Origin of the sequence: Nocardia seriolae NBRC 15557 (assembly GCF_007990715.1) — a bacterium.
In the GTDB taxonomy this organism is placed as follows: domain Bacteria; phylum Actinomycetota; class Actinomycetes; order Mycobacteriales; family Mycobacteriaceae; genus Nocardia; species Nocardia seriolae.
This window is the reverse complement of the sequence record NZ_BJWY01000016.1, coordinates 31,163-55,077: the sequence shown is the minus strand read 5'-3', so window position 1 is coordinate 55,077 and position 23,915 is coordinate 31,163. Positions and strand designations below refer to the sequence as shown.

At 67.4% G+C, this 23,915-nt stretch carries 29 protein-coding genes and 1 pseudogene; 18 read left to right on the top strand and 12 right to left on the bottom strand.

What is annotated here, in order from left to right; genetic code table 11:
- Positions 1–30: 30 nt before the first annotated feature.
- The 3 genes from NS2_RS37240 to NS2_RS07815 form a co-directional block, all read right to left on the bottom strand.
- A complete protein-coding gene (locus NS2_RS37240; protein ID WP_228102880.1) occupies positions 31–171 on the bottom strand; it encodes a hypothetical protein in 141 nt (46 codons plus the stop codon).
- A gap of 474 nt (positions 172–645) precedes the next feature.
- Positions 646–1,101, bottom strand: coding sequence for a flavodoxin family protein (locus tag NS2_RS07820; RefSeq protein WP_033086597.1), 456 nt, complete (start codon positions 1,099–1,101; stop codon positions 646–648).
- 52 nt (positions 1,102–1,153) lie between these two features.
- Entirely contained in the window at positions 1,154–1,576 is a 423-nt protein-coding gene (locus tag NS2_RS07815; protein WP_033086598.1) for a hypothetical protein, read from the bottom strand.
- Positions 1,577–1,642: 66 nt separating this feature from the next.
- Here NS2_RS07815 and NS2_RS07810 point away from each other — a divergent pair, with 66 nt between their 5' ends.
- On the top strand, positions 1,643–2,128 hold the full coding sequence (locus tag NS2_RS07810; RefSeq protein ID WP_033086599.1) for a DnaJ family domain-containing protein: 486 nt from the start codon (positions 1,643–1,645) through the stop codon (positions 2,126–2,128).
- Here NS2_RS07810 and NS2_RS07805 read toward each other — a convergent pair.
- Positions 2,125–2,595 carry a VOC family protein gene (locus NS2_RS07805; RefSeq protein ID WP_052086142.1) on the bottom strand — a complete coding sequence of 157 codons (471 nt, stop codon included), beginning with the start codon at positions 2,593–2,595 and terminating at the stop codon, positions 2,125–2,127. The genes NS2_RS07810 and NS2_RS07805 overlap by 4 nt on opposite strands.
- A 70-nt stretch (positions 2,596–2,665) precedes the next feature.
- On the opposite strand from NS2_RS07805, the gene NS2_RS07800 reads away from it, so the two are divergent.
- Entirely contained in the window at positions 2,666–3,316 is a 651-nt protein-coding gene (locus tag NS2_RS07800) for a TetR/AcrR family transcriptional regulator (protein WP_045436712.1), read from the top strand.
- A gap of 22 nt (positions 3,317–3,338) precedes the next feature.
- Here NS2_RS07800 and arsM read toward each other — a convergent pair whose 3' ends face one another.
- Positions 3,339–4,133, bottom strand: coding sequence for an arsenite methyltransferase (arsM, locus tag NS2_RS07795; RefSeq protein WP_033086600.1), 795 nt, complete (start codon positions 4,131–4,133; stop codon positions 3,339–3,341).
- A gap of 108 nt (positions 4,134–4,241) precedes the next feature.
- Here arsM and NS2_RS07790 point away from each other — a divergent pair, with 108 nt between their 5' ends.
- Positions 4,242–4,607, top strand: coding sequence for an ArsR/SmtB family transcription factor (locus NS2_RS07790; protein ID WP_045436713.1), 366 nt, complete (start codon positions 4,242–4,244; stop codon positions 4,605–4,607).
- A gap of 13 nt (positions 4,608–4,620) precedes the next feature.
- On the opposite strand, the gene NS2_RS07785 is transcribed toward NS2_RS07790, so the two are convergent.
- From NS2_RS07785 to NS2_RS07775, 3 genes are read right to left on the bottom strand one after another with little or no spacing between them, the layout of a single operon-like run.
- On the bottom strand, positions 4,621–5,109 hold the full coding sequence (locus NS2_RS07785) for a nucleoside deaminase (protein WP_045436714.1): 489 nt from the start codon (positions 5,107–5,109) through the stop codon (positions 4,621–4,623).
- Positions 5,106–5,678, bottom strand: coding sequence for a DUF6817 domain-containing protein (locus NS2_RS07780; RefSeq protein WP_045436748.1), 573 nt, complete (start codon positions 5,676–5,678; stop codon positions 5,106–5,108). The genes NS2_RS07785 and NS2_RS07780 overlap by 4 nt, the downstream gene beginning before the upstream one ends.
- A gap of 51 nt (positions 5,679–5,729) precedes the next feature.
- The gene (locus tag NS2_RS07775; protein ID WP_081985740.1) at positions 5,730–7,178 is read right to left on the bottom strand and encodes a DHA2 family efflux MFS transporter permease subunit; all 1,449 of its coding nucleotides are present in this window, start codon (positions 7,176–7,178) and stop codon (positions 5,730–5,732) included.
- Positions 7,179–7,264: 86 nt separating this feature from the next.
- Here NS2_RS07775 and NS2_RS07770 point away from each other — a divergent pair, with 86 nt between their 5' ends.
- The 6 genes and pseudogenes from NS2_RS07770 to puuE all read left to right on the top strand — a co-directional run bounded on the left by NS2_RS07770 (position 7,265) and on the right by puuE (position 12,567).
- Positions 7,265–7,711 carry a MarR family winged helix-turn-helix transcriptional regulator gene (locus tag NS2_RS07770; protein ID WP_033086601.1) on the top strand — a complete coding sequence of 149 codons (447 nt, stop codon included), beginning with the start codon at positions 7,265–7,267 and terminating at the stop codon, positions 7,709–7,711.
- A 77-nt stretch (positions 7,712–7,788) separates the two neighbouring features.
- A pseudogene (locus NS2_RS07765) lies at positions 7,789–8,523 on the top strand (GntR family transcriptional regulator).
- A 75-nt stretch (positions 8,524–8,598) separates the two neighbouring features.
- Entirely contained in the window at positions 8,599–9,345 is a 747-nt protein-coding gene (locus NS2_RS07760; protein ID WP_033086602.1) for an aspartate/glutamate racemase family protein, read from the top strand.
- Entirely contained in the window at positions 9,342–10,556 is a 1,215-nt protein-coding gene (locus tag NS2_RS07755; protein WP_033086603.1) for a DUF6986 family protein, read from the top strand. Before NS2_RS07760 ends, NS2_RS07755 begins: the two co-directional genes overlap by 4 nt.
- The gene (gene alc / locus NS2_RS07750; protein WP_033086604.1) at positions 10,553–11,581 is read left to right on the top strand and encodes an allantoicase; all 1,029 of its coding nucleotides are present in this window, start codon (positions 10,553–10,555) and stop codon (positions 11,579–11,581) included. The genes NS2_RS07755 and alc overlap by 4 nt, the downstream gene beginning before the upstream one ends.
- A 65-nt stretch (positions 11,582–11,646) precedes the next feature.
- Complete coding sequence (gene puuE / locus NS2_RS07745) at positions 11,647–12,567, top strand: allantoinase PuuE (protein ID WP_096490648.1); 921 nt, start codon at positions 11,647–11,649, stop codon at positions 12,565–12,567.
- A gap of 119 nt (positions 12,568–12,686) precedes the next feature.
- On the opposite strand, the gene NS2_RS07740 is transcribed toward puuE, so the two are convergent.
- Positions 12,687–12,896 (bottom strand): DUF397 domain-containing protein, encoded by a 210-nt coding sequence (locus NS2_RS07740; RefSeq protein WP_033086605.1) that lies wholly within the window; start codon positions 12,894–12,896, stop codon positions 12,687–12,689.
- Positions 12,893–13,783, bottom strand: coding sequence for a helix-turn-helix domain-containing protein (locus tag NS2_RS07735; RefSeq protein WP_033086648.1), 891 nt, complete (start codon positions 13,781–13,783; stop codon positions 12,893–12,895). The genes NS2_RS07740 and NS2_RS07735 overlap by 4 nt, the downstream gene beginning before the upstream one ends.
- Before the next feature lie 178 nt (positions 13,784–13,961).
- On the opposite strand from NS2_RS07735, the gene NS2_RS07730 reads away from it, so the two are divergent.
- The 4 genes from NS2_RS07730 (at position 13,962) to NS2_RS07710 (ending at position 16,876) form a co-directional block, all read left to right on the top strand.
- Complete coding sequence (locus NS2_RS07730; protein ID WP_143161260.1) at positions 13,962–14,189, top strand: hypothetical protein; 228 nt, start codon at positions 13,962–13,964, stop codon at positions 14,187–14,189.
- Positions 14,176–14,478 (top strand): hypothetical protein, encoded by a 303-nt coding sequence (locus tag NS2_RS07725; protein ID WP_033086607.1) that lies wholly within the window; start codon positions 14,176–14,178, stop codon positions 14,476–14,478. Before NS2_RS07730 ends, NS2_RS07725 begins: the two co-directional genes overlap by 14 nt.
- A 988-nt stretch (positions 14,479–15,466) precedes the next feature.
- Positions 15,467–16,024, top strand: coding sequence for a GNAT family N-acetyltransferase (locus NS2_RS07715; RefSeq protein ID WP_081985741.1), 558 nt, complete (start codon positions 15,467–15,469; stop codon positions 16,022–16,024).
- Between the two features lie 75 nt (positions 16,025–16,099).
- Positions 16,100–16,876, top strand: coding sequence for an ATP-grasp domain-containing protein (locus NS2_RS07710; protein ID WP_081985742.1), 777 nt, complete (start codon positions 16,100–16,102; stop codon positions 16,874–16,876).
- 13 nt (positions 16,877–16,889) lie between these two features.
- Here NS2_RS07710 and NS2_RS07705 read toward each other — a convergent pair whose 3' ends face one another.
- Positions 16,890–17,924: an AurF N-oxygenase family protein gene (locus NS2_RS07705; protein WP_045436717.1), complete on the bottom strand. Its 1,035-nt coding sequence runs from the start codon at positions 17,922–17,924 to the stop codon at positions 16,890–16,892.
- Between the two features lie 159 nt (positions 17,925–18,083).
- On the opposite strand from NS2_RS07705, the gene NS2_RS07700 reads away from it, so the two are divergent.
- From NS2_RS07700 to NS2_RS07680, 5 genes are all read left to right on the top strand, one after another.
- A complete protein-coding gene (locus NS2_RS07700; protein WP_081985743.1) occupies positions 18,084–19,628 on the top strand; it encodes a flavin-containing monooxygenase in 1,545 nt (514 codons plus the stop codon).
- Between the two features lie 343 nt (positions 19,629–19,971).
- Positions 19,972–20,556 carry a flavodoxin domain-containing protein gene (locus tag NS2_RS07695; RefSeq protein WP_186817584.1) on the top strand — a complete coding sequence of 195 codons (585 nt, stop codon included), beginning with the start codon at positions 19,972–19,974 and terminating at the stop codon, positions 20,554–20,556.
- 58 nt (positions 20,557–20,614) lie between these two features.
- On the top strand, positions 20,615–22,024 hold the full coding sequence (locus tag NS2_RS07690; protein ID WP_158544104.1) for a PAS domain-containing protein: 1,410 nt from the start codon (positions 20,615–20,617) through the stop codon (positions 22,022–22,024).
- Between the two features lie 45 nt (positions 22,025–22,069).
- Positions 22,070–22,297 carry a hypothetical protein gene (locus NS2_RS07685; RefSeq protein WP_033086611.1) on the top strand — a complete coding sequence of 76 codons (228 nt, stop codon included), beginning with the start codon at positions 22,070–22,072 and terminating at the stop codon, positions 22,295–22,297.
- A 209-nt stretch (positions 22,298–22,506) separates the two neighbouring features.
- The gene (locus tag NS2_RS07680) at positions 22,507–23,229 is read left to right on the top strand and encodes a sigma 54 modulation/S30EA ribosomal C-terminal domain-containing protein (protein ID WP_052086148.1); all 723 of its coding nucleotides are present in this window, start codon (positions 22,507–22,509) and stop codon (positions 23,227–23,229) included.
- A 13-nt stretch (positions 23,230–23,242) separates the two neighbouring features.
- Here the strand turns inward: NS2_RS07680 and NS2_RS07675 are convergent, their stop codons facing one another.
- Positions 23,243–23,890 (bottom strand): hypothetical protein, encoded by a 648-nt coding sequence (locus NS2_RS07675; RefSeq protein ID WP_052086150.1) that lies wholly within the window; start codon positions 23,888–23,890, stop codon positions 23,243–23,245.
- Positions 23,891–23,915 lie beyond the last annotated feature (25 nt).

The window sequence follows — 23,915 nt, the reverse complement described above, 5'->3', positions numbered from 1 at the left end:
GAAGGCGCAGATCACCCGGATCGTGAAGCACTAGCCGGTGCGGTTGGCAAACGGCCGCTTGCCGTGCATCGCCACGAACTCGGCGATCATCGCCTTCTCCAGCGCGCGAGCATCGACAACCTCGCGCCAGCCCACCAGCAACTCGTCGCTGTCGGCGAGCTGCCAGATCAACCCGCCTCCCCAGTGCCCGGCCCGCCGCCCGGCACCGTGCCGCCGATATTCATCCAGCCGCCTGCGCAACCCGCGACGGCCCGACACCCCGGGTCCGCCTTCCCGATATAGACCACCGGTTCCCCGGCCACCCACGCGGCTCGCAGTTCCGCGAGCGAAACCGAAGGATCCCCCTTGGTCCAACCGGCGGGGCTGCACGCACGGAACACCGGCGCTGTCACCGCAGTCCGTATCACCACGTAAACCCCGGCCCCCGCCGGAACCGCCGGGGTCGGCAACGCACCGAAAGGCACAAACCCCTCGAATCCATCCAACGGGAAGGCCATACCGGCATCATGCCGTCAGGCACCGCAACAGGCAGACGTTCCAGTGCACAACATCCTCCCAATCGATTTCGTGGCGAGCGTATGCCTCACGGCAGTTCCGGGATCTCGTCAGCGAGCGCGTTGATCGGCGCTACATGCGGCTCGCGGCTCAATCCCCCATCAGCTGAGCGGCGACTGTGGCGCCGAGTTCCCAGCACGCTTCGATGTCGCCCTTCGACGGTTTACCCGAGACCACTACGTACTCAGCGGCTTTCGCCCAGCCCAACCCGGTGGTGATGGAGGTGACGCCCTTCTCCGCGCCCTCGGTGCCCTCGTTGCCGTGGATGTAGAGCCCGTACGGCCGTCCCCGGGTGGAGTCCAGGCACGGGTAGTAGATGGTGTCGAACGCATGCTTGAGCGCCCCGCTCATGTACCCCAGATTCGCCGGAGTCCCCAGCACATAGCCATCCGCCGCCAGCACATCGCTCACCGTCACCCCGAGCGCCGCCCGCCGAATCACTTCGACGCCTTCGATTTCCGGGTCGGTCGCTCCGGAGACCACGGCCTCGAACATCTCCTGCATGAACGGCGACGGCGTGTGATGGACGATCAGCAGGGTCGGCATCGGCCGAGCGTATCCGAATTCGCGCTGGTCGATTCGTTTCGCCGAGGCTGCGTCAGGTGTGGGGGGTGGGGGTGAGGTCGTAGGGGGTGGCCATCCAGCGGTTGGCGGGTGGGGAGAAGAGGAGGGTGAGGACTGTTGTGGCGAGGAGCGCGAGGGGGAGGCCGTTGTCGAGGTGGCGGGTGGTGAGGGAGAGGGCGGAGAGGCCGAGTAGGAGGATTTGGGTGATGGTCGCGACAGTGCGGGGCCACCAGCGGCCGCGGATGAGTTCGATGCCGGACAGGAGGACGGCGGCCGCGAGGGCTATGAGCAGGGCCGCGGTGAGGACTGCGCCGACCGGATGCGCCCCGCTCATCAGTCGCGCGCCGGTGTGCACCGCCGCTGCCAGCGCGAGAGCTCCTTCGGCGGCTACCAATACACCCGCCACGCGCACCGTTACCGGCACCCCACCGCGTCCCCCGGGTTTCCGCTCGGCCATTCATCCAGGGTAGGGCAGAGCGGTCGGGCGGGCGGTGCGGTCGGCGATCGCCGGTAGGATCGGGGCATGACCGAGCGGAAGACGCCCGGGATCTCCTTCGAATCGTGGATCGACAAGCAGGTTCGCGAGGCGGTGGAGCGGGGCGAGTTCGACAATCTGAAGGGTGCGGGGCAGCCCATTCCGGCGGGTGCGGCCGATGAAGACTGGTGGCTGCGATGCTATTTGAAACGTGAGAGGGTCGGCGGGGACGCGCTGTTGCCGGAATCCATCGTGCTGCGGCGGGAACGCGAACGGATGCCGGAAACCGTCCGGGGCATGGGGTCGGAGAAGGAAGTTCGGGCTGCCGTTGCCGAGCTGAACGAACGCATCGTGGAATGGCTGCGAATGCCCACCGGGCCTTACGTTCCGATCGGACCCCTGAAGGTGGAGGACGTCGTCGAGACGTGGCGCGCGGAGCGTGCGGCCGCCCGTGCGGCACGTGAGCCGATCGCGCCGGTTTCGGCACCGCCCACCGAATCCCCTTGGTGGCGACGGCTTTTCGGAAGGCGCTAGCGAGCGCCGCCGCGTTCGAGGGCCTCGGCTGTTTCCCGGGGATTATCGATGGTGAGTTTGTCCTCGCCGAGTTCGGTGTGGGATTCGACGGTGTAGAAGCGGATTTCGTGCCCGTCCGGGTCGTGTAGTTCGGGCAGGATCCAGCCGAGCGAGGCCTGGTGGACGCCGGCGTGGGATTCACCCAGGGATTCCAGGTGCCGGGCGAGCGCCTCGATTGCCGGGCGATCGGGCACGCCGATCGAGAAATAGTCGAATCCGGCTGCGGCGGCGGCCCTTTCGGGGGACAGCCGCAGGCCGAGCATGGGACCGCCGACGGGATGGTGCAGGACGCCACCCCTCAGGACGCCCTGCTCGGTGAATTCGACGCCGACGGTGTAGCCGAGCCGCGTGCGGTACCAGTCGATCGAGCGCGGCAGATCCGAAACGGGAAGTTTGAGGTGATGCACCCCGGCCAGAATGGGGATCATTGCTGGTATCCTCTGCAGTACAGATGCAATAGTGCAGTATCACGGTAGTGATGCAGTAAGGATGCAGCGAATGAGCCGTGGTGTCAAGAAGACATCTCCGCTATGGGATGCCCGCAAGGCCGAAACCGAGCGGAGGATCCTCGACGCGGCCGCGCGGCTGTTCATTGCCGACGGCTACGCCGCCACCTCGCTGGCCGCGGTCGCCGACGTCGCCGAGGTCGGCGCCCGTACCGTCTATCTACGCTTCGGCACCAAGGCCGAACTCCTCAAGCGCGCCATCGACGTGGCCATCGTCGGCGACACCCAGGAAATCGATCTGGCCCACCGCGATTGGCACATCCTCGCCGCGACCGCGCCCACCCTCGAGGAACGCATCACCGCCTACGCCCACGGCGCGGCCGGTCTCATGGAACGCGCCGCCCCGCTCATCGCCGCCGCGGCCGCCGCCGAACCCAGCGAACCCCTCATCGCCGAGGCCGGTCACGCGGGCCGCATGGCCACCCAGCAGCACATCGCCGACATCTGGCGCGCTATGCGTGCCGACGGCCTGCTGCACCCAGAGGCCGACCTCGACTGGATCATCACCACCGTCGGCCCCCTCGGACAGGCCGACACCTACAACCTCATGGTCCGAACCCTGGGCTGGAGCTCGGCCGACTACGCGCGCTGGCTGCACGACACCTGGCTGCGCCTGGCCACCATGCCCTCGACGCTCCGATAGCCTACGGACGCCCCGATAGCGTTCAGCAGCAGTCACTTCCACAGCAGGCGGGCTTGACGGCCTTGATGATCGCCGAGTGCATCCCGTCGGCCACCGCATGGGTCGGTTCGATCTCGATCGCCTCGAATCCCGCCTCCGCCAATTGATTCCGGTATTCGGAGAACGACTGCGCACCCGCGATACACCCGACGTAGTCGCCGCGCTCACCGCGCTGAGCCGGAGTCAGGTCATCATCGGCGACCACGTCGGCGATCCCGATCCGACCGCCGGGCACCAGCACCCGCGCCATTTCGGCGAACACGGCGGGCTTGTCGGTCGACAGGTTGATCACACAGTTGGAGATCACCACGTCGATGCTGTTGTCCGGCAGCGGAATCGCCTCGATCGCCCCCTGCAGGAACTCGACGTTGACGACACCGGCCTCGGCCGCGTTGGCCCGCGCGAGTTCGAGCATCTCGTCGGTCATGTCGACCCCGAATGCCTTGCCCGACTCCCCGACTCGGCGCGCGGACAGCAGCACATCGATGCCGCCGCCCGACCCCAGATCGAGCACGGTCTCACCGGCGCGCAGCTCCGCGACGGCGGTCGGATTCCCGCAGCCCAGCGAGGCGGCCACGGCCTGGATCGGCAGCTGGTCACGTTCGGCGGCCCGATACAGGCTCGCCCCGAAGTTCTCGTCGATGTCGATCGCCCCGGTCGCACAGCAGTCGCCGCCCCCGCAGCAATCCTCGGCCGTGCCACCCCCGGCAACCGCGACGGCCGCGGCCGCATACCGCTCGCGCACGGTCTCACGCAGCTCGTTGCCCTGCTCGGACATGGGTCACTCCCTTCCGAAAACCCGGGCCGCGCACCGGCCGACCGGGTTGTATCGATATCTGTCGAATCAAGCTTGCCGCCATGCATCGATATCTGTCAATATTGATGAGTGTCGAAACAGGAACTCCCGGTGATCGCCGCGGCGGACTGCTGCGTCCCATTGTCCGCGCGCCTGGCCCCCGAGGCCGCGACCGCTCTGGCCGCCTCGTTCAAGGCGCTCGGCGATCCGGTCCGCCTGCGACTGCTGTCCCTGATCGCCGCGGCCGACGGCGAGGAGGTCTGCGTCTGCGAACTCACCCCCGTCTTCGACCTCTCCCAGCCCACCATCTCCCACCACCTGAAGGTGCTCCGGGAAGCGGGCCTGCTCACCTCGCAACGCCGCGGCACCTGGGTCTACTACCGCCTGGTTCCCGCAGCCCTGCAACGACTTTCCGACACCCTGGACCCCACCGGCCGCATCCCCACGCCCGCGTGAGCGCCGAGATCCGCTAGTCCCAGAACCCCTCGTGCACGGCACGGGCCTCGGCAAGCTCGACCGGGCCGAGCACCGGGAGCACTCGCTGCCCGGCGGCGAAGACGACCCGGCACGGCAGAGACATGGTGGGGTTGTCCGGGTTGGCTCCCGTCATGGCAAGCAGTTCATCCTCGCCCAGGGCGTACACGACGCGTCCGATATTGCCCCAGTAGATCGCCCCCGCGCACATGGCACAGGGTTCGGTGCTGGTGTAAAGCGTGCAGCCGCGCAGGAATTCCGCTTCGTAGGCGGCGGTGGCCAGCCGCACCAGGTTGGTTTCGGCATGCCCGGTGGCGTCGCGTGCGGTGGTGACGGTGTTCTCGGCCTCGAGCAGCATCGCGCCGTCGGCTCCGACGAGCAGTGCGCCGAACGGGTGATTCCCCTTGCGGCGGGCGCGTTCCGCGATTGCGACGGCGGCACGCAGATGGGCGGTGTCGGCGGCGGTGGCCGGAGTGGTGGTCATGGCCCGCGATGGTAGCGGGCCAGCTGCGCATGGCAGGCGGACCACGCGGCGGGAGTCAGGTGCGGGCGGGCGCGAGCGAAGAGGTCGTAGAGGCCCGCGCCGTGTTGTGTTGCGAGGTCGGCGTTCTGAGCCATGACATCGAGTTCGTTGGCCACCGTCAGTTCCAGGAAGGCGGCGAAATCGGTGGGTGCGGGTTCGAATTCGCGGGCGGTGAATCGGTCTCGGAAGCGCGCTGTGGTGGCGTCGATGCGGGGGTAGAGGGCGGAGCGGTCGCAGCAGGCGTAGAGGTAGATCAGCGCTTCGGCGCGGTCGCCCACGAGATCGACAACCGTTGAGCGGTCCGGCGATTCGACCAGATGCCGGTCGAAACCGTCGGTGCCGTAGACGGCGTGGGCGAGACCGGCGAGTTGGAGGTCGGCGTCGTGACCCCAGGCGGCGAGGGTGTCGGCGACGCGGCCCAGGTGGGCGAGCAGGGTGCCGCCGGGGTGGTCGATGGTGTCCGCGCCGCGATCCCGCAGGAAGCGCTCGACGCGGATCCTGCGGGAGGCGAAGGGGTCTGGATCGTTCACATTCTCAGTGTCGCGCCGCACCCCCGTGGCGGACCGTTGTGTTCGCCACGTTCACGCGCGGCGCTGGTGGCCGTAGAGGACGGTCGAGGCGGCCGAGGCCACCACCGACAGCGCCGCCAGCACGCCGAAGGCGAGATGGTAGCCCGAGACCGGGGACCAGCCGGATGACGCTGCGCGGGAGAGGATCACGGCCACCACGGCCACCGCCACCGCGCCGCCGACGCGCTGCAGGATGTTCACGAACGCGGTCGCGTCGGGCAGCTGTTCGCGGCGGACCGACGCGTAGGCGGACGAAACCAGCGGCATGGCACCGACACCCGTCGCCATCCCCGCGACGAACAGCAGGGACTGGATGAGGACGCCGTTCGCATCGGCGGGCAGGAAGGCGAACGGCAGCACCGCCGCCGCGATGGCGAGGTTGCCGATCACCGCGACCCGGCCGCCGCCGAATCGGTCGGTCAACCGTCCGCCCAGCGGCAGCATGACGATTCCGCCCAGACCGTAGGCGAGCAGATCGACGTCGGTGCAGACGAGGCCGGTGCCGTGCAGGACCTGGAAGTACAAGGGCAGCAACACCATTACCCCGAACATGGCGCCACCGGCGAAGAAGCTGGCGGTGTTGGCGATCCGGAAGGCGCGATTGCCGAACAGCCGGATGTCGAGCAACGACTGCTCGGTCCGCAGGGCGCGGGTCAGGAATCCAGCGAGCCCGGCGAGCCCGAGCACGACCGGCAGCCACACCGACGCGGAGGTCGCCGAACCGGTCACCGCGATCTCACCCAGCCCGTAGACCACCGCGGAGACACCGCCACCCGCGAGCACCACGCCCACGATGTCCAGCTTCTGCGTCGGCATTCCGCTGCTGCGCGGCAGATACCGCGGCCCGAGCGCCAGCCCGGCCAGCCCGAACGGAATGTTGATCAGGAACAACCACTCCCAGCTCCAGTGCGCCAGCATGAGCCCGCCGATGGTCGGCCCGATGGCGGGCGCACCGACCACCGCGATTCCGACCACGCCCATGACGCGGCCCATGCGCTGCGGCCCGGCCGCCTGACCCAGGATGGTCTGCCCGGCCGGAATCATCAGCCCGGCCGCGAGACCCTGCAGAATGCGCGCCCCGATCAGCCATCCCGCGGTTGGCGCGAACGCGCACAGCACCGAGGTGAGAGTGAACGCGACCAGCGCCCCCAGCCACAGCCGCGTCACGCCCACCCGCCGGGCGAGCCAGCCGCACACGGTCAGCGAAACCCCGAGGGCCAGCAGATACGCGCTCGCCACCCACTGGATGGTGGCCAGCGACGCGCCCAGATCCGCGCCGATCGTGCGCAGCCCGATATTCACCAGCGAGGTGTCGAGCATGCCCATGACCGCGCCGAACACCACCACACCGGCGGTGCGCCAGACATGCGCGGGGATCTTGTCGGAAGCGGCGGGGGCCGCGGGCTCGACGGCCACTCCCCCGCTGCCGGATGCCTTTGTGTCCGAACGCATCTGCGTCATCGGACCTCTCCTTCATCAGTAGATGAGCAACTCAATTGCAGACAGTATCAATGATTGATCTACTCAACAATAGATATAATCGGCGGGTGACCGAGGAACCCAGCGCCGCACCCGACTTCCACCCCGCCGGCCTGCTGCGACACCCCACCTACGCACTGGGCAAGCTGCACAAGGCCGTGCACACCAAGCTCGACACGCCGCTGCGCGAGCACTGGGTGCTGACCTATCTCGCCGAGCGCGCCGAGGTCTCCCAGCAGGAGGTGGCCAACACCATGGAGATCGACCGCAGCGAGGTGGTCCGGCTCATCGACAGCCTGGAGAAGGCCGGACTGGTCACCCGCACCCGCGATCCGGAGGATCGCCGGAAATACCGTTTGGCTATCACAGCCGCGGGCAATCGACTGCGGGAGGAAACGGACGCGAAGATCTTCGAGGCCACCGATGTCCTGCTCGCGCGCCTGACCCCGGCGGAACGTGAAACGCTGCACCGGCTTTCGCTCAAGGCCCTCGGCTACGAGGCCGGGGAGAGCTGACCCACACGCATCGACACGATCGGCCCCGACCGGTCGCGGCGTCCGGGCCCGATCGGCGACGCGTTAGGGTTGGGTCCGTGCCTTCTCGCCCCCGCCTACCTCGTCTGCCCCAGCTCAACCCGCCCTTGGACGCCCGCCGCGGCTATTCCCAGCAGGAGATTCTCGGTGAATTGCGCCGGATGATCCTGGAGGGAAATCTGCCGCCCGGCACCGGTCTGCCGCTGGGCGAGATCGCGCGCGCGTTCACGGTGAGTGCGATCCCGGTGCGCGAGTCGCTGCAGACGCTGATCGGCGAGGGCCTGGTCGAACATCGCCCCAACTTCGGCTACCAGGTGACCATGCTCACCGCCGACGAGTTGCGCTAGCTCTACATCGTGCGCGAGCGGCTGGAGTCCGCGGCGCTGGCGGCGGCCGTGCATCACGCCACCGAGGCCGATCATGAGCTGGCCCGCGAGATCCACGCCCGGCTCGAGCAGGCGGTGCTCACCGAGAACGCGGTCGCCTATCACCGCGAGACCCGCAACTTCCACCTCGCGCTGGTGCGCCCGTCGGGTATGCCGCGCGTGGTGCACATGCTCGAATACGCCTGGAACATCACCGAGCCCGTGCAGCCCATGGTGCACGTGACGACCATGGACCGCGTCGTGCTGCACGCCGATCACAGCAAGCAGTTGCAAGCCTTCCTCGCCAGGGATGCTGAAGCGTTGCTGGCAGCCACCGAGCTACATCACTCACGGCTCAACGGTGTTCTGGAACACCTGCCCACCGACACCGGTTTGTTCGCCGAACCCGCAGGTGAAGAAGATATATAACCCCTGAGCCAGGGGCTTTCGAACATATACGGTTCAGGCAACCGCAAAGCCATTCCTGTTCGATAGCGTGGTCTCATGCGGATCCGGGTCATCAATCCCAACACCACCGCCGCGATGACGGCTCTCATCGGGGAAAGCGCGCGTTCGGTCGCGGCCCCCGACACGGTGATCGAGGCCGTCAACCCGCAGATGGGTCCCGCCTCCATCGAGAGCCACTACGACGAGGCGCTGTCGGTGCCCGGGCTGCTGGCCGAGATCGCGCGCGGCGAGGCCGAGGGCGTGGACGGCTATGTCATCGCCTGCTTCGGCGATCCCGGATTGGACGCGGCGCGGGAGCTGGCGCGCGGCCCGGTCATCGGCATCGCCGAGGCCGGTATGCAGTACGCCAGCCACCTGGGCCGCAGGTTCAGCGTGGTCACCACGCTCGCCCGTACCGCGGGCCGGGCCTGGGAGCTGGCGGAACGCTATGGGATGGAACGTTTCTGCGCGAACGTGCACGCCTGTGAGATCCCGGTGCTGGAGCTCGAGGATCCCAAGGCGCGCAAGGTCATCGCCGACGCCTGCCGCGAGGCGGTGGCCGCCGACGACTCCGACGCGGTCGTGCTCGGCTGCGCGGGGATGGCGGACCTGTGTGAATTCCTGACCGCCGAGGTCGGGGTACCCGTGGTGGACGGCGTCGCCGCCGCCACGCTGACCGTGCAGTCGCTGGTCACCATGAAGTTGCGTAAGTCCGGCCGCGGGGAATTCGCGGCCCCACTACCGAAGAAGTACGTGGGATTGCTCGCCGATTTCGGCATCGAAGAAAAGGAGGCGCAGGCGTGACGCTGCCACCGGAGACATTGAGCGGGATCGAATCCCGTTTGCAGGCTGTGGATTCGGAGCTGTCGCGGCTCTACCCGGGTGACCGTCCGGGCCAGCCGATCCACACCGCGTATGTATCCGGCGCGGACGCCTCCGTCGACACTCCGCGTGAATGGGGTTCGGCCGCCCTGGAACTCGCCGAGAACCAGCGCGATCTGCTGGTCGCGCTGGCCAGGGAAGACACCGTGGCACGGGTTTTCGAGACCCTGCGCGAGCGGCCCATCCAGGATCTGCGCTTCGATTTCGAGGACGGCTACGGCACCCGCCCCGACGACGTCGAAGACGCCGCGGCCCTCAATGCCGGTGCGGTGCTGAAAGCCCTTCCGGCCGAGGTGCGTTCGCGCGGCATCCGCACCAAGGGCCTGACCACCCTGGAGTGGGCGCGCGCCATCCGGACGCTGGAGAAGGTCCTCGAAGGCGCGGGCGGGGTGCCCGAGGGCTTCGTGTTCACCGTGCCCAAGATTCGCCACGTCGAGCAGGCCGATCTCACCGTGCAGGTGTGCGAGGCCCTGGAAGCCGCGCACGGCCTGCCGTCCGGGTCGCTGAAGTTCGAGCTGCAGATCGAGAGCCCGCAGGCCATCATCGCCGCCGACGGCAGCTCGCCGGTGTCGCAGCTGATCCAGCGTTCCAACGGGCGCTGCACCGGATTGCACTACGGCACTTACGATTACAGCGCCGCGCTGGGTATCGCGCCGAAGTTCCAGTCGCTGGAGCACCCGGTCGCCGACCACGCCAAGGCCGTCATGCAGGCCGCGGCCGCCACCACCGGCGTGTGGGTGTGCGACGGGTCCACCCAGGTGCTGCCCATCGGCACCGACGAGGAGGTGCGCGCGGCGGTGTCGCGCCACTTCCGCCTGGTCACCCGTTCGCTCGAGCGCGGCTACTACCAGGGCTGGGACATGGGCGCGGGCCACCTGGTGACCCGCTGGCTGGCCACCTTCGCCTTCTTCCGCGAGGGCCTGGGCATCGCCGCCCCGCGCATCGGCCGCTACCTGGATCGCCAGGGCGGCGCGGTCATGGACGAGCCCGCCACCGCGCAGGCGCTTGCCACCGTGGTGCTGCGCGGATTGGAGTGCGGCGCTTTCGATCCCGCCGATGTCACCGCCATCGCCCCCAAAGCCTCTGTCGACGTACTGAATCAACTGCGAGAAAGGAAGATTCCGGCGCTATGAGCGACGACTTCACACTGCTTCCCGATCTGGCCGTGCGCACCCTGGGTGGCGCGGTGCTGTGGGCCAATGACGAGTCCTTCGCCGAGCGCGAGAATCTCATCCGCCCGCAGGCGGCCACCTATTCCCCCGCCACCTTCGGTCACAAGGGCCAGGTGTACGACGGCTGGGAGACCCGCCGCCGCCGCGGCGACGATGGCGGTCACCCGGCCGGGGACGACTGCGATTCGGCCATCATCCGCCTCGGCGTGCCCGGTGTGATCAAGGGCGTGGTCGTGGACACCGCCTGGTTCAAGGGCAACTACCCGCCCGAGATCACAGTGGAAGCCATTGCGGTGGAAGGACATCCGTCGGTCGACGAGCTGGTCGACGCCGAGGGCTGGACCACCATCGTCGAGCGCGCCGAGGTCGCGGGCGACTCGAAGAACCCGTTCGCAGTGGAGTCGGCCGAGCGCTGGACCCACGTGCGGCTGCGCATGTTCCCCGACGGCGGCATCGCGCGGCTGCGCGTGCACGGCGTCGCCAAGCCGGATCTCGCGTGGCTGGAGTCGGGCCCGTTCGACCTGGCCGCGATCGCGAACGGCGGCCTGGTCGCCGACTGCTCCAACATCTTCTTCTCGCACCCGCAGAACATCCTGATGCCGGGCCGCGCCGCCAGCATGGGCGACGGCTGGGAGACCGCGCGCGGTCGCGACAAGACCACCAACGACTGGGTGCTGGTGCAGCTGGCCGCCGAGGGCGTCATCACCGCCGCGGAGATCGACACCTCGTACTTCCTGTTCAACAGCCCCGGTGCGGGTTCGCTCACCGGCATTCGCGCCGACGGCTCCGAGGTGGAGCTGCTGCCGCGTACCCGCCTGCAGCCCGACACCCGCCACCGCTTCCTCATCGACGCCGCCGAGGCGGTCGTGCGGGTGCGCTTCGACGCCTTCCCCGACGGCGGCATGGCCCGGCTGCGGTTGTTCGGCACCCTCACCGACGAGTCTCGCGCGCGCCTGCGCGCCGAGCTGGAAAATGAACTGGCATGAGCGAGCGTAGCGAGCGAGAAATGGACACAGCCGAGCCATCGCTCGTGCCGGAGCGCAGCGGAGGCATGAGCGATTTCGACCTGAACTACCCGCGGGACATGGTCGGCTACGGCCCCAACCCGCCGCACCCGCACTGGCCCGGTGATGCGAACATCGCCGTCAACTTCGTGCTCAATTACGAAGAGGGCGGCGAGAACAACCCGCTCGACGGCGACGAGGGCTCCGAGGCGTTCCTCACCCCCGACATCGTTCCGGGCGCGGCCTTCCCGAACCGCCACCAGAGCGTGGAAACCATGTACGAGTACGGCTCCCGAGCCGGACTCTGGCGAGTGCTGCGACTGTTCGAGCAGCGCGACATCCCGCTCACCATCTTCGGCGTGGCGCGGGCCCTGGAACGCAACCCCGAAGCCGTAGCGGCGTTCAAGCGCCTCGGCTACGACATCTGCTCCCACGGCCTGCGCTGGTTCACCTACCAACTGGTGGACAAGGAGACCGAGCGCGCCCACATGGAAGAGGCCGTCCGCATCATCACCAAGCTCTTCGGCGAAGCACCGAAGGGCTGGTACACCGGCCGCGACTCCCCCAACACCCGCGACCTGGTCGTGGAACACGGCGGCTTCGTCTACGACTCCGACTCCTACGGCGACGACCTCCCCTACTGGGTCAAGGTCGGCGACCAGAACCAACTGGTCCTCCCGTACACGTTGGAAACCAACGACATGCGCTTCTCCTCCCCCGCCGGCTTCGCCAACGGCGAGGAGTTCTTCTCCTACCTCAAGGACGCCTTCGACGTCCTCTACGCCGAAGGCGCCGCCGGTGCCCCCAAGATGCTCTCGGTGGGCCTGCACTGCCGCATCATCGGCAAGCCCGCCCGCGCCAAGTCCCTGGAACGTTTCCTGGACTACGTCCAGTCCCACGAAAAGGTCTGGCTCGCCCGCCGAATCGACATCGCCGAACACTGGTGCACCGTCCACCCGGCCCCGTAACCCGCTGGCAGCCGGGCTGATCGCACGAAATCATCCCGCCCCACCAGCAACCCGAGTGTGGCCCGGAACCAACAGGTTCCGGGCCACACTCGCATTTCCGAACCGAAAGCCTTTGCCCCCTACCGGAACCTATCGAATACACCGGCGGCGACTCCGGCGGCGAACGCGTCCCACTCGCCGGGAGCGAAGACCAGCGCGGGCCCGGTCGGATTCTTGGAGTCGCGTACGCCGACCGAATCCCCCGCAAGCCAGGCCACCTCGACGCAGTCGGTCTGACCGCTGCTGCGGCTGCTCTTGAACCACCGCGCCCCGGACAAGTCGATCTTCATGCCGCGTAACTCCTTGCTACCTGCCGTATCAGGTCTCGCGTCCGTGTCTCGGTCAAGGCCGTATTCCGGATGGCCGAAGCGATTTCATGGTAGCGCCGCACGTCATCGGCGTTCTCCATGTAGAAGTCCGGCCGTCCGGCACCCTCGAGATACACGAGCGGCGGCTCGATCGGGCGTCCCTTGGCGTCGTCACCGAACTCGAGGATCACGAATGGGCCGTGCAGGAGACCCCTGCTGCAACCGCTGCTGAATGGCTGGACGCGCAGCGAAACATTGGGCAGCTTTCCGATTTCCGCCAGATGCCGCAACTGTGCCGCCATCACACGGTGGCCTCCGAACACGCGGTGCAGCGCCGACTCGTGAAGCAGCAGTTCGAGTTTCACCGGAGCGGCCTTGCGCGTGATGATCGTCTGCCGCTCGAGTCGCAGCTCGACCCGGCGTTCGATCTCATCGTGACTGCTGACGTCGTAATACCCGCTGATCAGCGCACGAGCATAGTCGGCAGTCTGCACCAGCCCGAGCATGATCTCATGGTAGGCCGACAATCGGCTCGCGGAGGCGGCCAACCCGACGTACATGTTGAATGTGGCGTCGCCATAGAGACCCGCGAAAGCGGTGTACCACGACGCGGTCTGGGCTTGCTTGGCCAGCTCCACGGCGCGGTCGGTGTCTGCCGGGGTAACTTCGTAAATCTCACACAGTGCTCGAATGTCGCGCAGCCGCAGCTTCTTCACCCCGCCGGTCTCGATGCGATGCAGGCCGGTCTTGCTCAATTCCGCCAGCTGCGCCGCCTTGTCCATCGCAAGTCCACGGTTGTCCCGAGCCTCGCGCAGAAACCGCCCCAACTGCCGCCGAGGCAGGGTCGATGGTTCGTCGTCGCTGGTCATGTCGGCGCCCTCCGCATTATCGGAACGGAAACACACGCCATCGCGGAATAGACGATACGCCGAAGAGAAACTCGCCCTGGCAGTTTGGACCAATCAGTCAGGAACGTCCGGATTTGCTGGTTCCAGCAGAGTGCCGGTGGTGTGCTGGGACCACGGCAACGCCAGAGAGGCAGACGCTATGTCCAGCGGCAACCAGTGGTCGGTGCAGGCGATCATCGACCGACTAGAGCGCGAGAAGCGGGAGACCGCGACCGACGAATTGACCGCCGCACAAGCACTTCAGGCCATCCAATTGCGCCTGGCCAAACCGGCAACGAGGACGCGCAAGTCCTTGTTCACGCTGTTGCGAACCGCGATGTTCGGTTGCGGCACACTGTTTCTCGGAGGCCGCCATGCCCTCCGATGAGCCCGATCAGATCGAAATCCAGGTGATCGTCGACGTCCTCGAAGCCGTGGAATCCGCACTGCGCGATCGCGAACGACACGGCTGGCACCCGACCGTCCCCCGGTCCCGCATCTACGCGATCATCCTGCACTCCGTCATCCTCAGCGCCCGCGCCCACTCCTACCGCAGCACCCTCGACGCCGCCGACATCCTCGACACCATCTTCGACGGCACCGCCCCCTCCCACCCCACCACCTCCGGCCAACCAATCGAAGACACGATCAGGAAACACACGGTGCAGGCGAACTGATCACGGCGGGTTGCTTCGATCCCGCTGCGGGCGCTGCTGAGTCGGCGCACCCGAAACGGCCAAGAAAAGCTGCGGCACAGAAGCATCCGCAACAGCCGAGTTCCGAATACCGGCCTGATCGCACACTTTCCGCCGCCGCACAGGGCAAGTAGGCCGAATCCGCTGCAATAGCGCGCGATCAGGCCGGATGATCTTGCCACAGTCCGCACGCACCAACATCCGCACCAGCCGCGTGGCGTACCGGTTGTATCGGGCAGCGGATGATGTCGGTGCCCGCGTCTACGTTCGGCGCGGGAGGACACCATGAGCCTGACCGAGATGGGCAAAGGTTTCGTCCTCGCCCTCTCAGCACGACGGCCGCAACCCGAACGCGCCTACCGGGACTGGTACCAGCAGCGCGAGTCCAACGACTTCGGCCTGGGCGCGGCACAGTTCGTCCAGGTCGCACCGAATCTCCACGTAGCCAACATGATCGGCCAACACCGCATCCGACCGACCGCTGGCAAACCGCCGATCCGCTATGAGGCCGTCGACCAGACCCTGAAGAAACTCGCCGAATTCGCAACGCCATCAAACGCCTCGATAGGGACTGCCACGAATCGGTTGCGGACTGGCAGGCGGAACCTGGAACCAAACCGAACCCCTCATCCACGCCCGCCTATCCACCCGCGGCCTCAGCGTCCTCGTGCACAACCTGGAATGTCCCCAGCCCCTATAACATCCGGAACCACTAACCAAACTCTCCAGCGTAACTCGGCCGAACACCAACAGGCGGAATCGATCCGAAACCGGTGGACTCCCCCACCCACCGAGCGCCGAGTGGCACAAAATTCGTGATGAAATCGGACGAAAGCCCCAGGATTGTGCCACTCGACGATGAGGAACGGCTGTTGGTTGTGGGGGGCTGCGGCGGGGGTATCGCACGAGTGGTCAGGGGCCGGCGGGTTTTGGGATCGGCACATGCCGCGAAAAGGTGTGGGCGGGAGCCATGCGCTTCTGGTTGTCTTGTTCCATGGCCGGACATCGGCGGAGCGGGGGGGTAACGGGGGAAATCGAGATCCGGCCGGCGCGACCGCGGGATGTCGATGCGCTGGCTGGGCTGGGCATGGCACTCCATCAACTGCATGTCGATGACAGGCCCGATGTCTTCCGGGCAGTGGATCTCAGTGCGCTGCGAGAGTTCTTCAGATCCCAGATGGTCGATGGGATGCATGTTCTGCTCGCCTCGATCGGGCCGGAGGCGGTCGGATACCTGCTGGCCGAGCATCGTCGTCGGGAGGCGGATGCGTTCAGGCAGGAGTTGTCGATTCTGTACATTCATCACCTCGCCGTCTCGCCGAGCGCACGGCGCAACGGCATCGGCGGCCGGCTGATCGACGCGGCGGCTGCGGCGGCTCGTGAGCTGAAGGCGTCGGGGCTGCGTCTCGACGCCTGGCAGTTCAATACCGCTGCTCACGACTTCTTCCGGGCGCACGGATTCTCTCCGATGAATGTGATCTTCGAACGTGACCTACCCCGAGGTCCGCAGCCGTCGGGGGCCGAATAGGGCCAACCGGATCAACGCACTCACCTTTCAGTGGTCGCGCGGTGGTCCCGTCCCGCTCTGTGGTTTCATCGCGGCATGCGACCGCAGTGGCTTATCGATCTTCATGAGGAATTCCCAGGGTCCGCTGTCGTCGCGGGCGCGCTCGAGGATGCTTTGGTTGTCGATGCGCACGATGCGATGTTGGGGCGCTGGCCCGTTGTCGAAGAGGGGCGGGCGGTTGTGGGGTATGGGACTATGCCGACGATGGGGCGGTTGCGGCGGGCGGGGCGGCTCGGTGAGGCGGTCTTCGATGAATATTCGGTGCTGCGGTGTTCGTTCTATTACCGGCATGTCTACGATCTCCTCGGTCGTATCGCCGTGCTGGTGCCGTTCTCGGCGGTGCCAGGTCTGCCGCTGCGGCGAATGTTCGGCGGTGATCAGGTTTTTCTGCGCAGCGATACGAACTTCAAGCTGTTTCCCGCAGGGGTCCATGCGATTTCGGAGCTGGGGAGCTGGCTCGAGACTTACGATCAGTACCGGGACGAGCTCGTTGTCGTGTCCGAGGTGGTGACGTTCGAGCGCGAGTACCGCTGCTTCTGCCGCGACGGCGGATTCGTCTGCGGGAGCTCGTATCCGAACGAGCCCTACCTACCCGTGCCCGATCGCGTGCGCGACTTCGCGGAGACCGCGGCGGCGCGGCTGCTCGCCCACGGTCCCACGATGGTCACCGTCGATGTCGGCGTCGGGCCCGACGGCGCACTCAGGCTGGTCGAGCTCGGGGGCGTGAACAGCTGGGGCATCTACGGTTCCGACGTCGCCGACTTCATCGCCGCGATGGAGGCCGAGGCCCTCGCTCGCGCGGAGGTGTGGTGAAACACGCTGTCCGTCAGATGATTTCGGGCTGGATGGTGCGGTTCGGGGCCGACCGGTAGCGGCTGGCCGGGCCGTCGATGCGCAGCAGCTTCCAGACGCGCTCGGCGACCGGATTCATCAGCCCGAGCTCGGCGGCGAGCGCACGGACGTCGATGAAGTAGTCGCTGAAGACCTGGCGGGCCTCCTTCGAACCGTAGAACAGCTCATTGCGCACCTCGTCGGGGATGTCGAATTCGGTGAAGAACGCCTTGGGCGGCGTCGCGATGGAACGGCCCAGGATCCACATGACGATCGGCATGGCGATCGACAGCGCTGCCCGGCTCACCGGCTTCCGCTGCGGCACATGATGTTTGAGGAACTCGTGCGCGAAGGAGATGTGGCGCGCCTCCTCCGCGATGTGAATGGCCATCACACCCCGCATGATCGGGTGCACGTCCTCGCCGGAGCGCAGCACATCCTTCTGGATGTGGTCGATGGGCTCCTCACCCGCCAGCACGGCCATGAAGAACAGGCTCGGGAACGCGATCGCGACCGGCACGCCGAGGTAGCGCAGTTGGCGTACCAGCGGCCCCATTCCGGGGACGTCGACGCCGACGCGGTTGACCATCTCCTGGAACATGAGGGTGTGGTAGCGCTCCTCGATCATCTCGTGGGAGCAGTAGCGGAATTCGGGTGAGCCGTTCGGCAGGCCGAAGACGTGCTGTTGCATGCCGCTGATCAGGATGGATTCGAACTGCAAACCGACCTTGGCGATATTGGCCTGCCGGTACTTACCGATGGCGATCTTGCGCTCCTCGGGCAGGGCGAGGTACCAGGGGTGGCGGCCGAGCGGATCCGCGGATTCGGGCAGGATCCAGCGCTGCGGGTCGGCGTCGGGATCGAAATCGGGGTTGTCCCAATCGATGTCGACGAACGGGTCGAAGTGCTTGTGCACCGAGCCCTCCGAGAGCAGCAGGAGCTTGCCCGCGTATTCCTGCGCCTCGGCGACCAGCGGGTCCGCATCGGATGTGGTTACCGCGGACGTCGGTGTGGTTGCTACGGACGTCATTGTCACGACCTCTCTGCGAAGTGGATACGTCCGTAAGGCTGCGTCGCGACGAGGCCCCGGGAATAGGGCCATTGGTCACTATACGTGACTGCTATTCACAGATACCTTCTGTTCACCCGCGCAGCGAACACCGGGCACGACCGACGAAATGAGACCTCAATGACGCGGCACGTCGATGTACTGATCATCGGAGCAGGCCTCTCCGGCATCGGCATGGCCTGCCACCTCACCCGCGAGCGAACCGGCCGCAGCTACCTGATCCTGGAGCGCCGCACCGCCATCGGCGGCACCTGGGATCTGTTCCGCTACCCGGGTATCCGCTCCGACTCGGACGTGTGCACCTTCGCCTACAATTTCCGCCCCTGGCCCGGCACCAAGGTGCTCGCGGACGGCCCGCACATCCGCCGCTACATCGAGGACGCGGCCACCGAACACGGCGTGACAGAGCACATTCGATTCGGCCGCAAGGTCGTCACCGCGAACTGGTCCAGCCGCGACCACATCTGGACCGTCACCGCCCTCGACGAGCAGACCGGCCACACCGAGACCTACACCGCCGACTTCCTCGTCGGCTGCACCGGCTACTACGACTACGACCACGGCTACCGCCCGGAATTCCCCGGCGAACACGACTTCCGCGGCCGCATCGTGCACCCGCAGCACTGGCCCGAGGACCTCGACTACCGCGGCAAGCGGGTCGTGGTGATCGGCAGCGGCGCGACCGCCATCACCCTGGTCCCGGCCATGTGCGAGGACACCGCGCACATCACCATGTTGCAGCGCTCCCCCACCTACATCGCCTCACTGCCCGCCGACGATCCGGTCGCGGTGGTCATGCGCAAGCTGAAACTGCCTGCCACACTGGCCTATCGAGCCAGCCGGGCCCGCAATATCGTGCTGCAGCAGGCCAGCTACCGGCTCTCCCGGCGCTACCCCGAGCTGGTGCGCAAGCTGGTGCTCGGCGCGGTGCACCGGCAGGTCGGCAAGATCGACATGCGCAACTTCACCCCCGACTACGACCCGTGGGATCAGCGCCTGTGCGTCGTCCCGAACGGCGACCTGTTCAGGGCGCTGCGCGGCGGCAAGGCCGAGATCGTCACCGACCGCATCGAAACCTTCACCGAGACCGGCATCCGCCTGGCGTCGGGCCGGGAGCTGCCCGCCGACATCGTGATCACCGCGACCGGCCTGACCGTGCAGATGCTCGGCGGCGCGAGCGTGACCGTGGACAGCCAACCGGTGAACACCCGCGAAAAGGTGCTCTACAAGGGAACTCTGCTCGACGGCGTGCCCAATGCGATGGTGGTGCTCGGCTACACCAATGCCTCGTGCACGCTCAAGGCCGACCTGGCCGCGGAGTTCTTCTGCCACATCCTCAACCACATGCGGGCCCACGACTACACGACCGTGGTCGCCACCGCGACCGCAGCCGACCGATCCGACCACTCGCTGATGGGAGACGTCCTGTCCTCCGGCTACGTTCGGCGCGGCGACGCCGTCATGCCCCGGCAGGGCACCCGCGGCCCGTGGCAGCTCGTCAACAGCTACTTCCGCGACCGCGCCCTGCTGCGCCGGACACCGCTGGAGGACGGCATCCTGACCTTCGGCCGCCCACGCCCGGCGGTGCACAGCGGCAATGGCAGCCGCCGCATCGATAAGACTGCCCCGCAACAGGTCTCGCCCCTGCCGTCCAGCAGCTCCTGACCCGATCACCGGTCCGCACGCCGCCCCCGGGACCTTGGCCCTCGGTCGGCGGGCCGTCGGTCACCGATCCGGCCACCGGTCTGTTCACACCCGGCGGTTACCGCATACGGTGCCGATGTCCTACTCGCGTCGGCCGGGATCGAAACGACCGTGACCGCGCGGAGAAAGTCTCCGCAACTCTCTGCCGACGCCTCGAAGCCCGGGTCCAGCAACCGCAGGTCCCGGGCTTCGGGCATTTCCGCTCGACCGCGACACCTGCGCCCGGGCCGAACTGACCTTGGTCACCGCGGCGAGAGGGCCGAATACTCTGACCGGATTTCCGGCGGCCGACGAGGCTGTCCGGGTGGAGTCGGACAAGCACAGCATCGCGGTCGTGTACGCGAGCGGCCGCGGGAGTACCGCGGAGATCGCGGAATTCATCGGCGCGGAACTGACGAGCCGTGGTTTCGACGTCGAGGTGTCCTCGGTGCAGCGCAAACCGGATCTGTCCGGCTTCGACACGGTGGTGCTCGGCAGCGCCGTGTACCACGGCGACTTCATGCCACCGCTGGTCATCTACGCGTATCAGCAGCTGGACTCGCTCGTCGAGCGCGATGTCCGGCTGTTCGGCGTCGGCCTGTCGGCGGGCGATCGGAACAGGCCGTGGCGCGTCTTCGGCGCGGCGGTACCCAAGCGGATCGCCATGTTGCGGGATGCCCTGGGGGCCGAGGATTATCGTCACTTCGCCGGGCGCTACCACCGCAAGCACCTGCCGGTCCGTGCGCAGATCCGCTATTTCCTGCGGGGCGGCCGCCGATTCGGCGATCTGCGCGACTGGGCGGATATCCGGGGGTGGGTAGCGGATCGATCCAATTCACTTACCCCACACGAACTTACAGACGATGTGTCGCTTATCACCCTGTCGCACAGTGTAATTGGCCAGCACTAGGGTGCACATCACAGCGCCGATCGCGCTGTCGCGAGTCGGCTTGCCCTATGGTTGCCACGTGCTGAAGCAAGCGGAGTGCGCTCAGGGGCGGCAAGCCGCCCTCGATCCGGCGGAGTTGTTCTTCTCGATCACCGACAGCCGCGGGTTGATCGAAGTGGGCAATGCCGTGTTCTCCCGGGTATCGGGCTATGCGCCAACCGAATTGGCCGGGAAACCGCACAATATCGTCCGCCACCCCGATATGCCCGCGGGCTTGTTCCGGCTGATGTGGGACCGGCTGGGCGCGGGACGCCCGACCGGCACCTTCGTGCGCAACCTGGCGGCGGACGGCACGGCCTACTGGGTGTTCGCGACGATGAGCCCGGTCGCCGAGGGTTATCTGTCGATCCGGCTCGCACCGCGCAGCGCCTGCCTCGAGCTCGCCGAGCAGGCGTACCAGCAGGCCCGCGCCGCGGAGGAGCGTGCCCGGCAGCTCGGCATCGGGCGGCGCGATATCGCCACCATCGGGCAGAGCGAGATCGAGAAGTCGCTGCACCACAGCGGGTTCGGTTCCTTCGACGAATTCGTGTTCGACGCGCTGGCGGCGGAACTCGCCGCCCGCGACGATCTGGTGCGGACCGCCTACCTGCGCCCCGACGCCACGGGTGCGATCGGCGAGCTGCTCGCCGGGGCGGTGGCGGTGGACGCCACGCTCGGCGACGCCGTCGCCCGGCTGGCCGATCTCCGCGAGCTCTGCGACGAACTCGGCACGGCCGCAGCGCAAGTCGCCGATATCACCCGGCGGATCGATCGCTCGGTAGTGGCGGCCCGGGAGGCCTCCGAACCGGTGGCGGCCGCCCACCCGGTGCTGGCCAATGTCGCCCGGGGCATGGGAGAGCTCATGAGCGAGGCCGTCGAGGTCCTGCACGAGCTGCGCCGCGAGCTGGACGCCGTCCGCGCCGACGTGCGCGATCTGCGCTTCCGCATCTGCCTGGCGTCCCTGCACAACAGCATGGTCGCCGCGTTCGCCGCCGAGGTGGCCGACGGCACCGCGCCGCCGCGCTCGCTGCGCGCGGTGCCGGTGCTGTGCGAGGCGACCGCCGCCGGACTCGCGGAACTGGCCCGGCGGGAAAGCCGGGTGAACGCCGAGTTCGCCGCCATCGCGGCGGTGACCGTGCACGCCCGCGAGGCGCTCGACCGGTTCCGGCGCTTCCTCGGGCAGTGGCGGATCCTCGTGCTGCGCTACCGGGCGGCCGCGATGATCGGGGACAGGCTCGACCCGATCGACGCGGAACCGGCGCTGGGCTGGGAATGGATGAACCTGCTGCACTCGCTGGGCCGCACCTTCGCCGCCGGCGCCGTGACCCTGGATACCGACCGGCTGCGAACACAACTGGCGGCCGTCGAACGAGCCTCGGCCGCAGTCGAATTCGAGGACGACCCGGCAGCCGCGGGGAACGGCGATTCGGGACCTTCGTCCCGTGAATAGCCGTCCGGCACCGCCCGCGCGGCCGACTGCCTATCGTGATGCGCCATGGTTTACCGATTGCGCACCGTGGCTTCCGGACAGGGCCCCGACGGTGTATCCATCCGCGAATACCGCTATCCCGCCGTCGGCGACGTGCTCGAGGCACTGCGCCCCTTCGGCATCAATCTCGGCTCCCGGCAACTGATCACCGAATCCGTTCAGGGGAAGTGGAGCACGACCGTCGACCGGGACGGCACCCATACCGTCATCATGATCTTTCTCCCCGAGACCTGAGATCCGCGAACGAAACCCGGATCTTCCCTTGCCATCTGCTTGCATGAAATAGCAATCAAAGAAGTAAGCAATCAAAGGACTTTCGGCCCTATCTCGACACCGGAGATACATCCGATGCTGGTCACGCTCGTGGAATCCGGTGTCGAGAACAGGGAGGTCCCTCCGTGCTGCCCCCGGCAGAGCCATGGACTTCGAGGTACTTTCCCGAGGTGGTCGTGCTCGCGCGCGGCAGGGTGCGGCTGCTCGAGGGCGAGCGCGTCGCGGGCGCGGTGGGCCGGATGCTCGAACGGTTCCAGGTCGCGGGCGGAGCCCGGGTCCGGGTCGCCTCCGCCGATGGCACGGACGGGCCCATGCTGGTGCAGGCCAACCTGTGCGTGGCCGCGAATCCGGCTCGCATGCAGTCGCTCACCGACGGCCGCGGCAATATCTTCCCCGCCGTGGCCCGGCTGGAACAGCAGATCAAGGCCCTCTCGTCGCCCTGGCAGCCGCGCTCCTGGCCGGACACCGCACGGCGTCCGCTCGACCTGCACGGCCGCAATCCGATCGCCCGGCGCAAGGCGGTGCCATTGCGCACGCTGGATCCGCTGACGGCGGCCCGGCTCATGGACGCCATGGACTACGACGTGCACCTGTTCACCGACGCCCGGACGGGTGTGGACGCCGTCGTATACCGGGCGGGCCCCACCGGAATCCGGCTGCACCGCCAGCACCACGCGAATCCGCCACCACCGCAACCGGATTCCTCACCGTTGCGGATCGATCCCCGCGCGGCCCCGATCTCGACGGAGGCCGAGGCCGTGCATAGGTTGTGCGAGCACGGACTGCCGTTCCTGTTCTACACCGACCGCGGCAGCGGTCGCGGGCACCTGCTCTACCGCCGCTACGACGCCGATCTCACCCTGGTCACACCGGCGACCGGCACCGCGTCGTAGGCGCGAATTCGGCTCAGAGCGTGCCGTTTTCGATATCGGCCTTGACGGCTTGCTGGGAGGCGCGGTGGGCGGCCACACCGTTGTCGGTGGTGAAATCGATCAACGGCTGGTCGGCGATGAAGGTCAGGTGTTCGTTGACCGTGGTGGTGCCGTCGCCGTTGTCGGTGAAGGTGATCAGCTGGTGGGTGGTGACATTGGGGACGTCCCAGCTGTCGGTGGTGTAGTAGTGCTCGTCGGGGTGCAGGCGGGTTTCGGCCTGGGTGTGGCCGGGGAAGGTGGCCGAGCCCATCGGAATGTCTTCCAGCGCTGTGAAATCGGTGGTGTGTACGCCGTCCGCGTCGCAGGTGCGGTGCACGATGATGTCCTTGAGGAACGAGTGGCGGCCGATGCCGTTGCGGACGTCGGTGTACACCGACCAGACCTTGTCCAGCGGGGCGGCGATGGCGACCGGCAGATCCACCTCCGTCACCGCGCGGGCATCGGCCGGATTGCGTTGCCCGGCTTCGAAAACGGCCCAGCTGGCCTGCCACTCCGCTTTGTACCCGTTCTCGAACTCGACGCAGGACGGCTCGGACTCCGCGCGCGCCACCGCCGAACCAGCCGCAGGCGACCCCATCGTCGCGCAGGCGATGGCCAGCGCATAACCCACCATGAACTTCACCGGGCGGACTTTACCCCCGCTAAAG

Bases quoted from the DNA above. Each gene is read 5' to 3' on its own strand.
- NS2_RS07820 (WP_033086597.1), bottom strand. From the start codon at position 1,101: ATGCCGACCCTGCTGATCGTCCATCACACGCCGTCGCCGTTCATGCAG.
- NS2_RS07815 (WP_033086598.1), bottom strand. From the start codon at position 1,576: ATGGCCGAGCGGAAACCCGGGGGACGCGGTGGGGTGCCGGTAACGGTG.
- NS2_RS07810 (WP_033086599.1), top strand. From the start codon at position 1,643: ATGACCGAGCGGAAGACGCCCGGGATCTCCTTCGAATCGTGGATCGAC.
- NS2_RS07805 (WP_052086142.1), bottom strand. From the start codon at position 2,595: ATGATCCCCATTCTGGCCGGGGTGCATCACCTCAAACTTCCCGTTTCG.
- NS2_RS07800 (WP_045436712.1), top strand. From the start codon at position 2,666: ATGAGCCGTGGTGTCAAGAAGACATCTCCGCTATGGGATGCCCGCAAG.
- arsM (WP_033086600.1), bottom strand. From the start codon at position 4,133: ATGTCCGAGCAGGGCAACGAGCTGCGTGAGACCGTGCGCGAGCGGTAT.
- NS2_RS07785 (WP_045436714.1), bottom strand. From the start codon at position 5,109: ATGACCACCACTCCGGCCACCGCCGCCGACACCGCCCATCTGCGTGCC.
- NS2_RS07775 (WP_081985740.1), bottom strand. From the start codon at position 7,178: ATGACGCAGATGCGTTCGGACACAAAGGCATCCGGCAGCGGGGGAGTG.
- NS2_RS07760 (WP_033086602.1), top strand. From the start codon at position 8,599: ATGCGGATCCGGGTCATCAATCCCAACACCACCGCCGCGATGACGGCT.
- alc (WP_033086604.1), top strand. From the start codon at position 10,553: ATGAGCGACGACTTCACACTGCTTCCCGATCTGGCCGTGCGCACCCTG.
- puuE (WP_096490648.1), top strand. From the start codon at position 11,647: ATGAGCGATTTCGACCTGAACTACCCGCGGGACATGGTCGGCTACGGC.
- NS2_RS07740 (WP_033086605.1), bottom strand. From the start codon at position 12,896: ATGAAGATCGACTTGTCCGGGGCGCGGTGGTTCAAGAGCAGCCGCAGC.
- NS2_RS07735 (WP_033086648.1), bottom strand. From the start codon at position 13,783: ATGACCAGCGACGACGAACCATCGACCCTGCCTCGGCGGCAGTTGGGG.
- NS2_RS07730 (WP_143161260.1), top strand. From the start codon at position 13,962: ATGTCCAGCGGCAACCAGTGGTCGGTGCAGGCGATCATCGACCGACTA.
- NS2_RS07725 (WP_033086607.1), top strand. From the start codon at position 14,176: ATGCCCTCCGATGAGCCCGATCAGATCGAAATCCAGGTGATCGTCGAC.
- NS2_RS07715 (WP_081985741.1), top strand. From the start codon at position 15,467: ATGCGCTTCTGGTTGTCTTGTTCCATGGCCGGACATCGGCGGAGCGGG.
- NS2_RS07710 (WP_081985742.1), top strand. From the start codon at position 16,100: ATGCGACCGCAGTGGCTTATCGATCTTCATGAGGAATTCCCAGGGTCC.
- NS2_RS07705 (WP_045436717.1), bottom strand. From the start codon at position 17,924: ATGACGTCCGTAGCAACCACACCGACGTCCGCGGTAACCACATCCGAT.
- NS2_RS07700 (WP_081985743.1), top strand. From the start codon at position 18,084: ATGACGCGGCACGTCGATGTACTGATCATCGGAGCAGGCCTCTCCGGC.
- NS2_RS07685 (WP_033086611.1), top strand. From the start codon at position 22,070: ATGGTTTACCGATTGCGCACCGTGGCTTCCGGACAGGGCCCCGACGGT.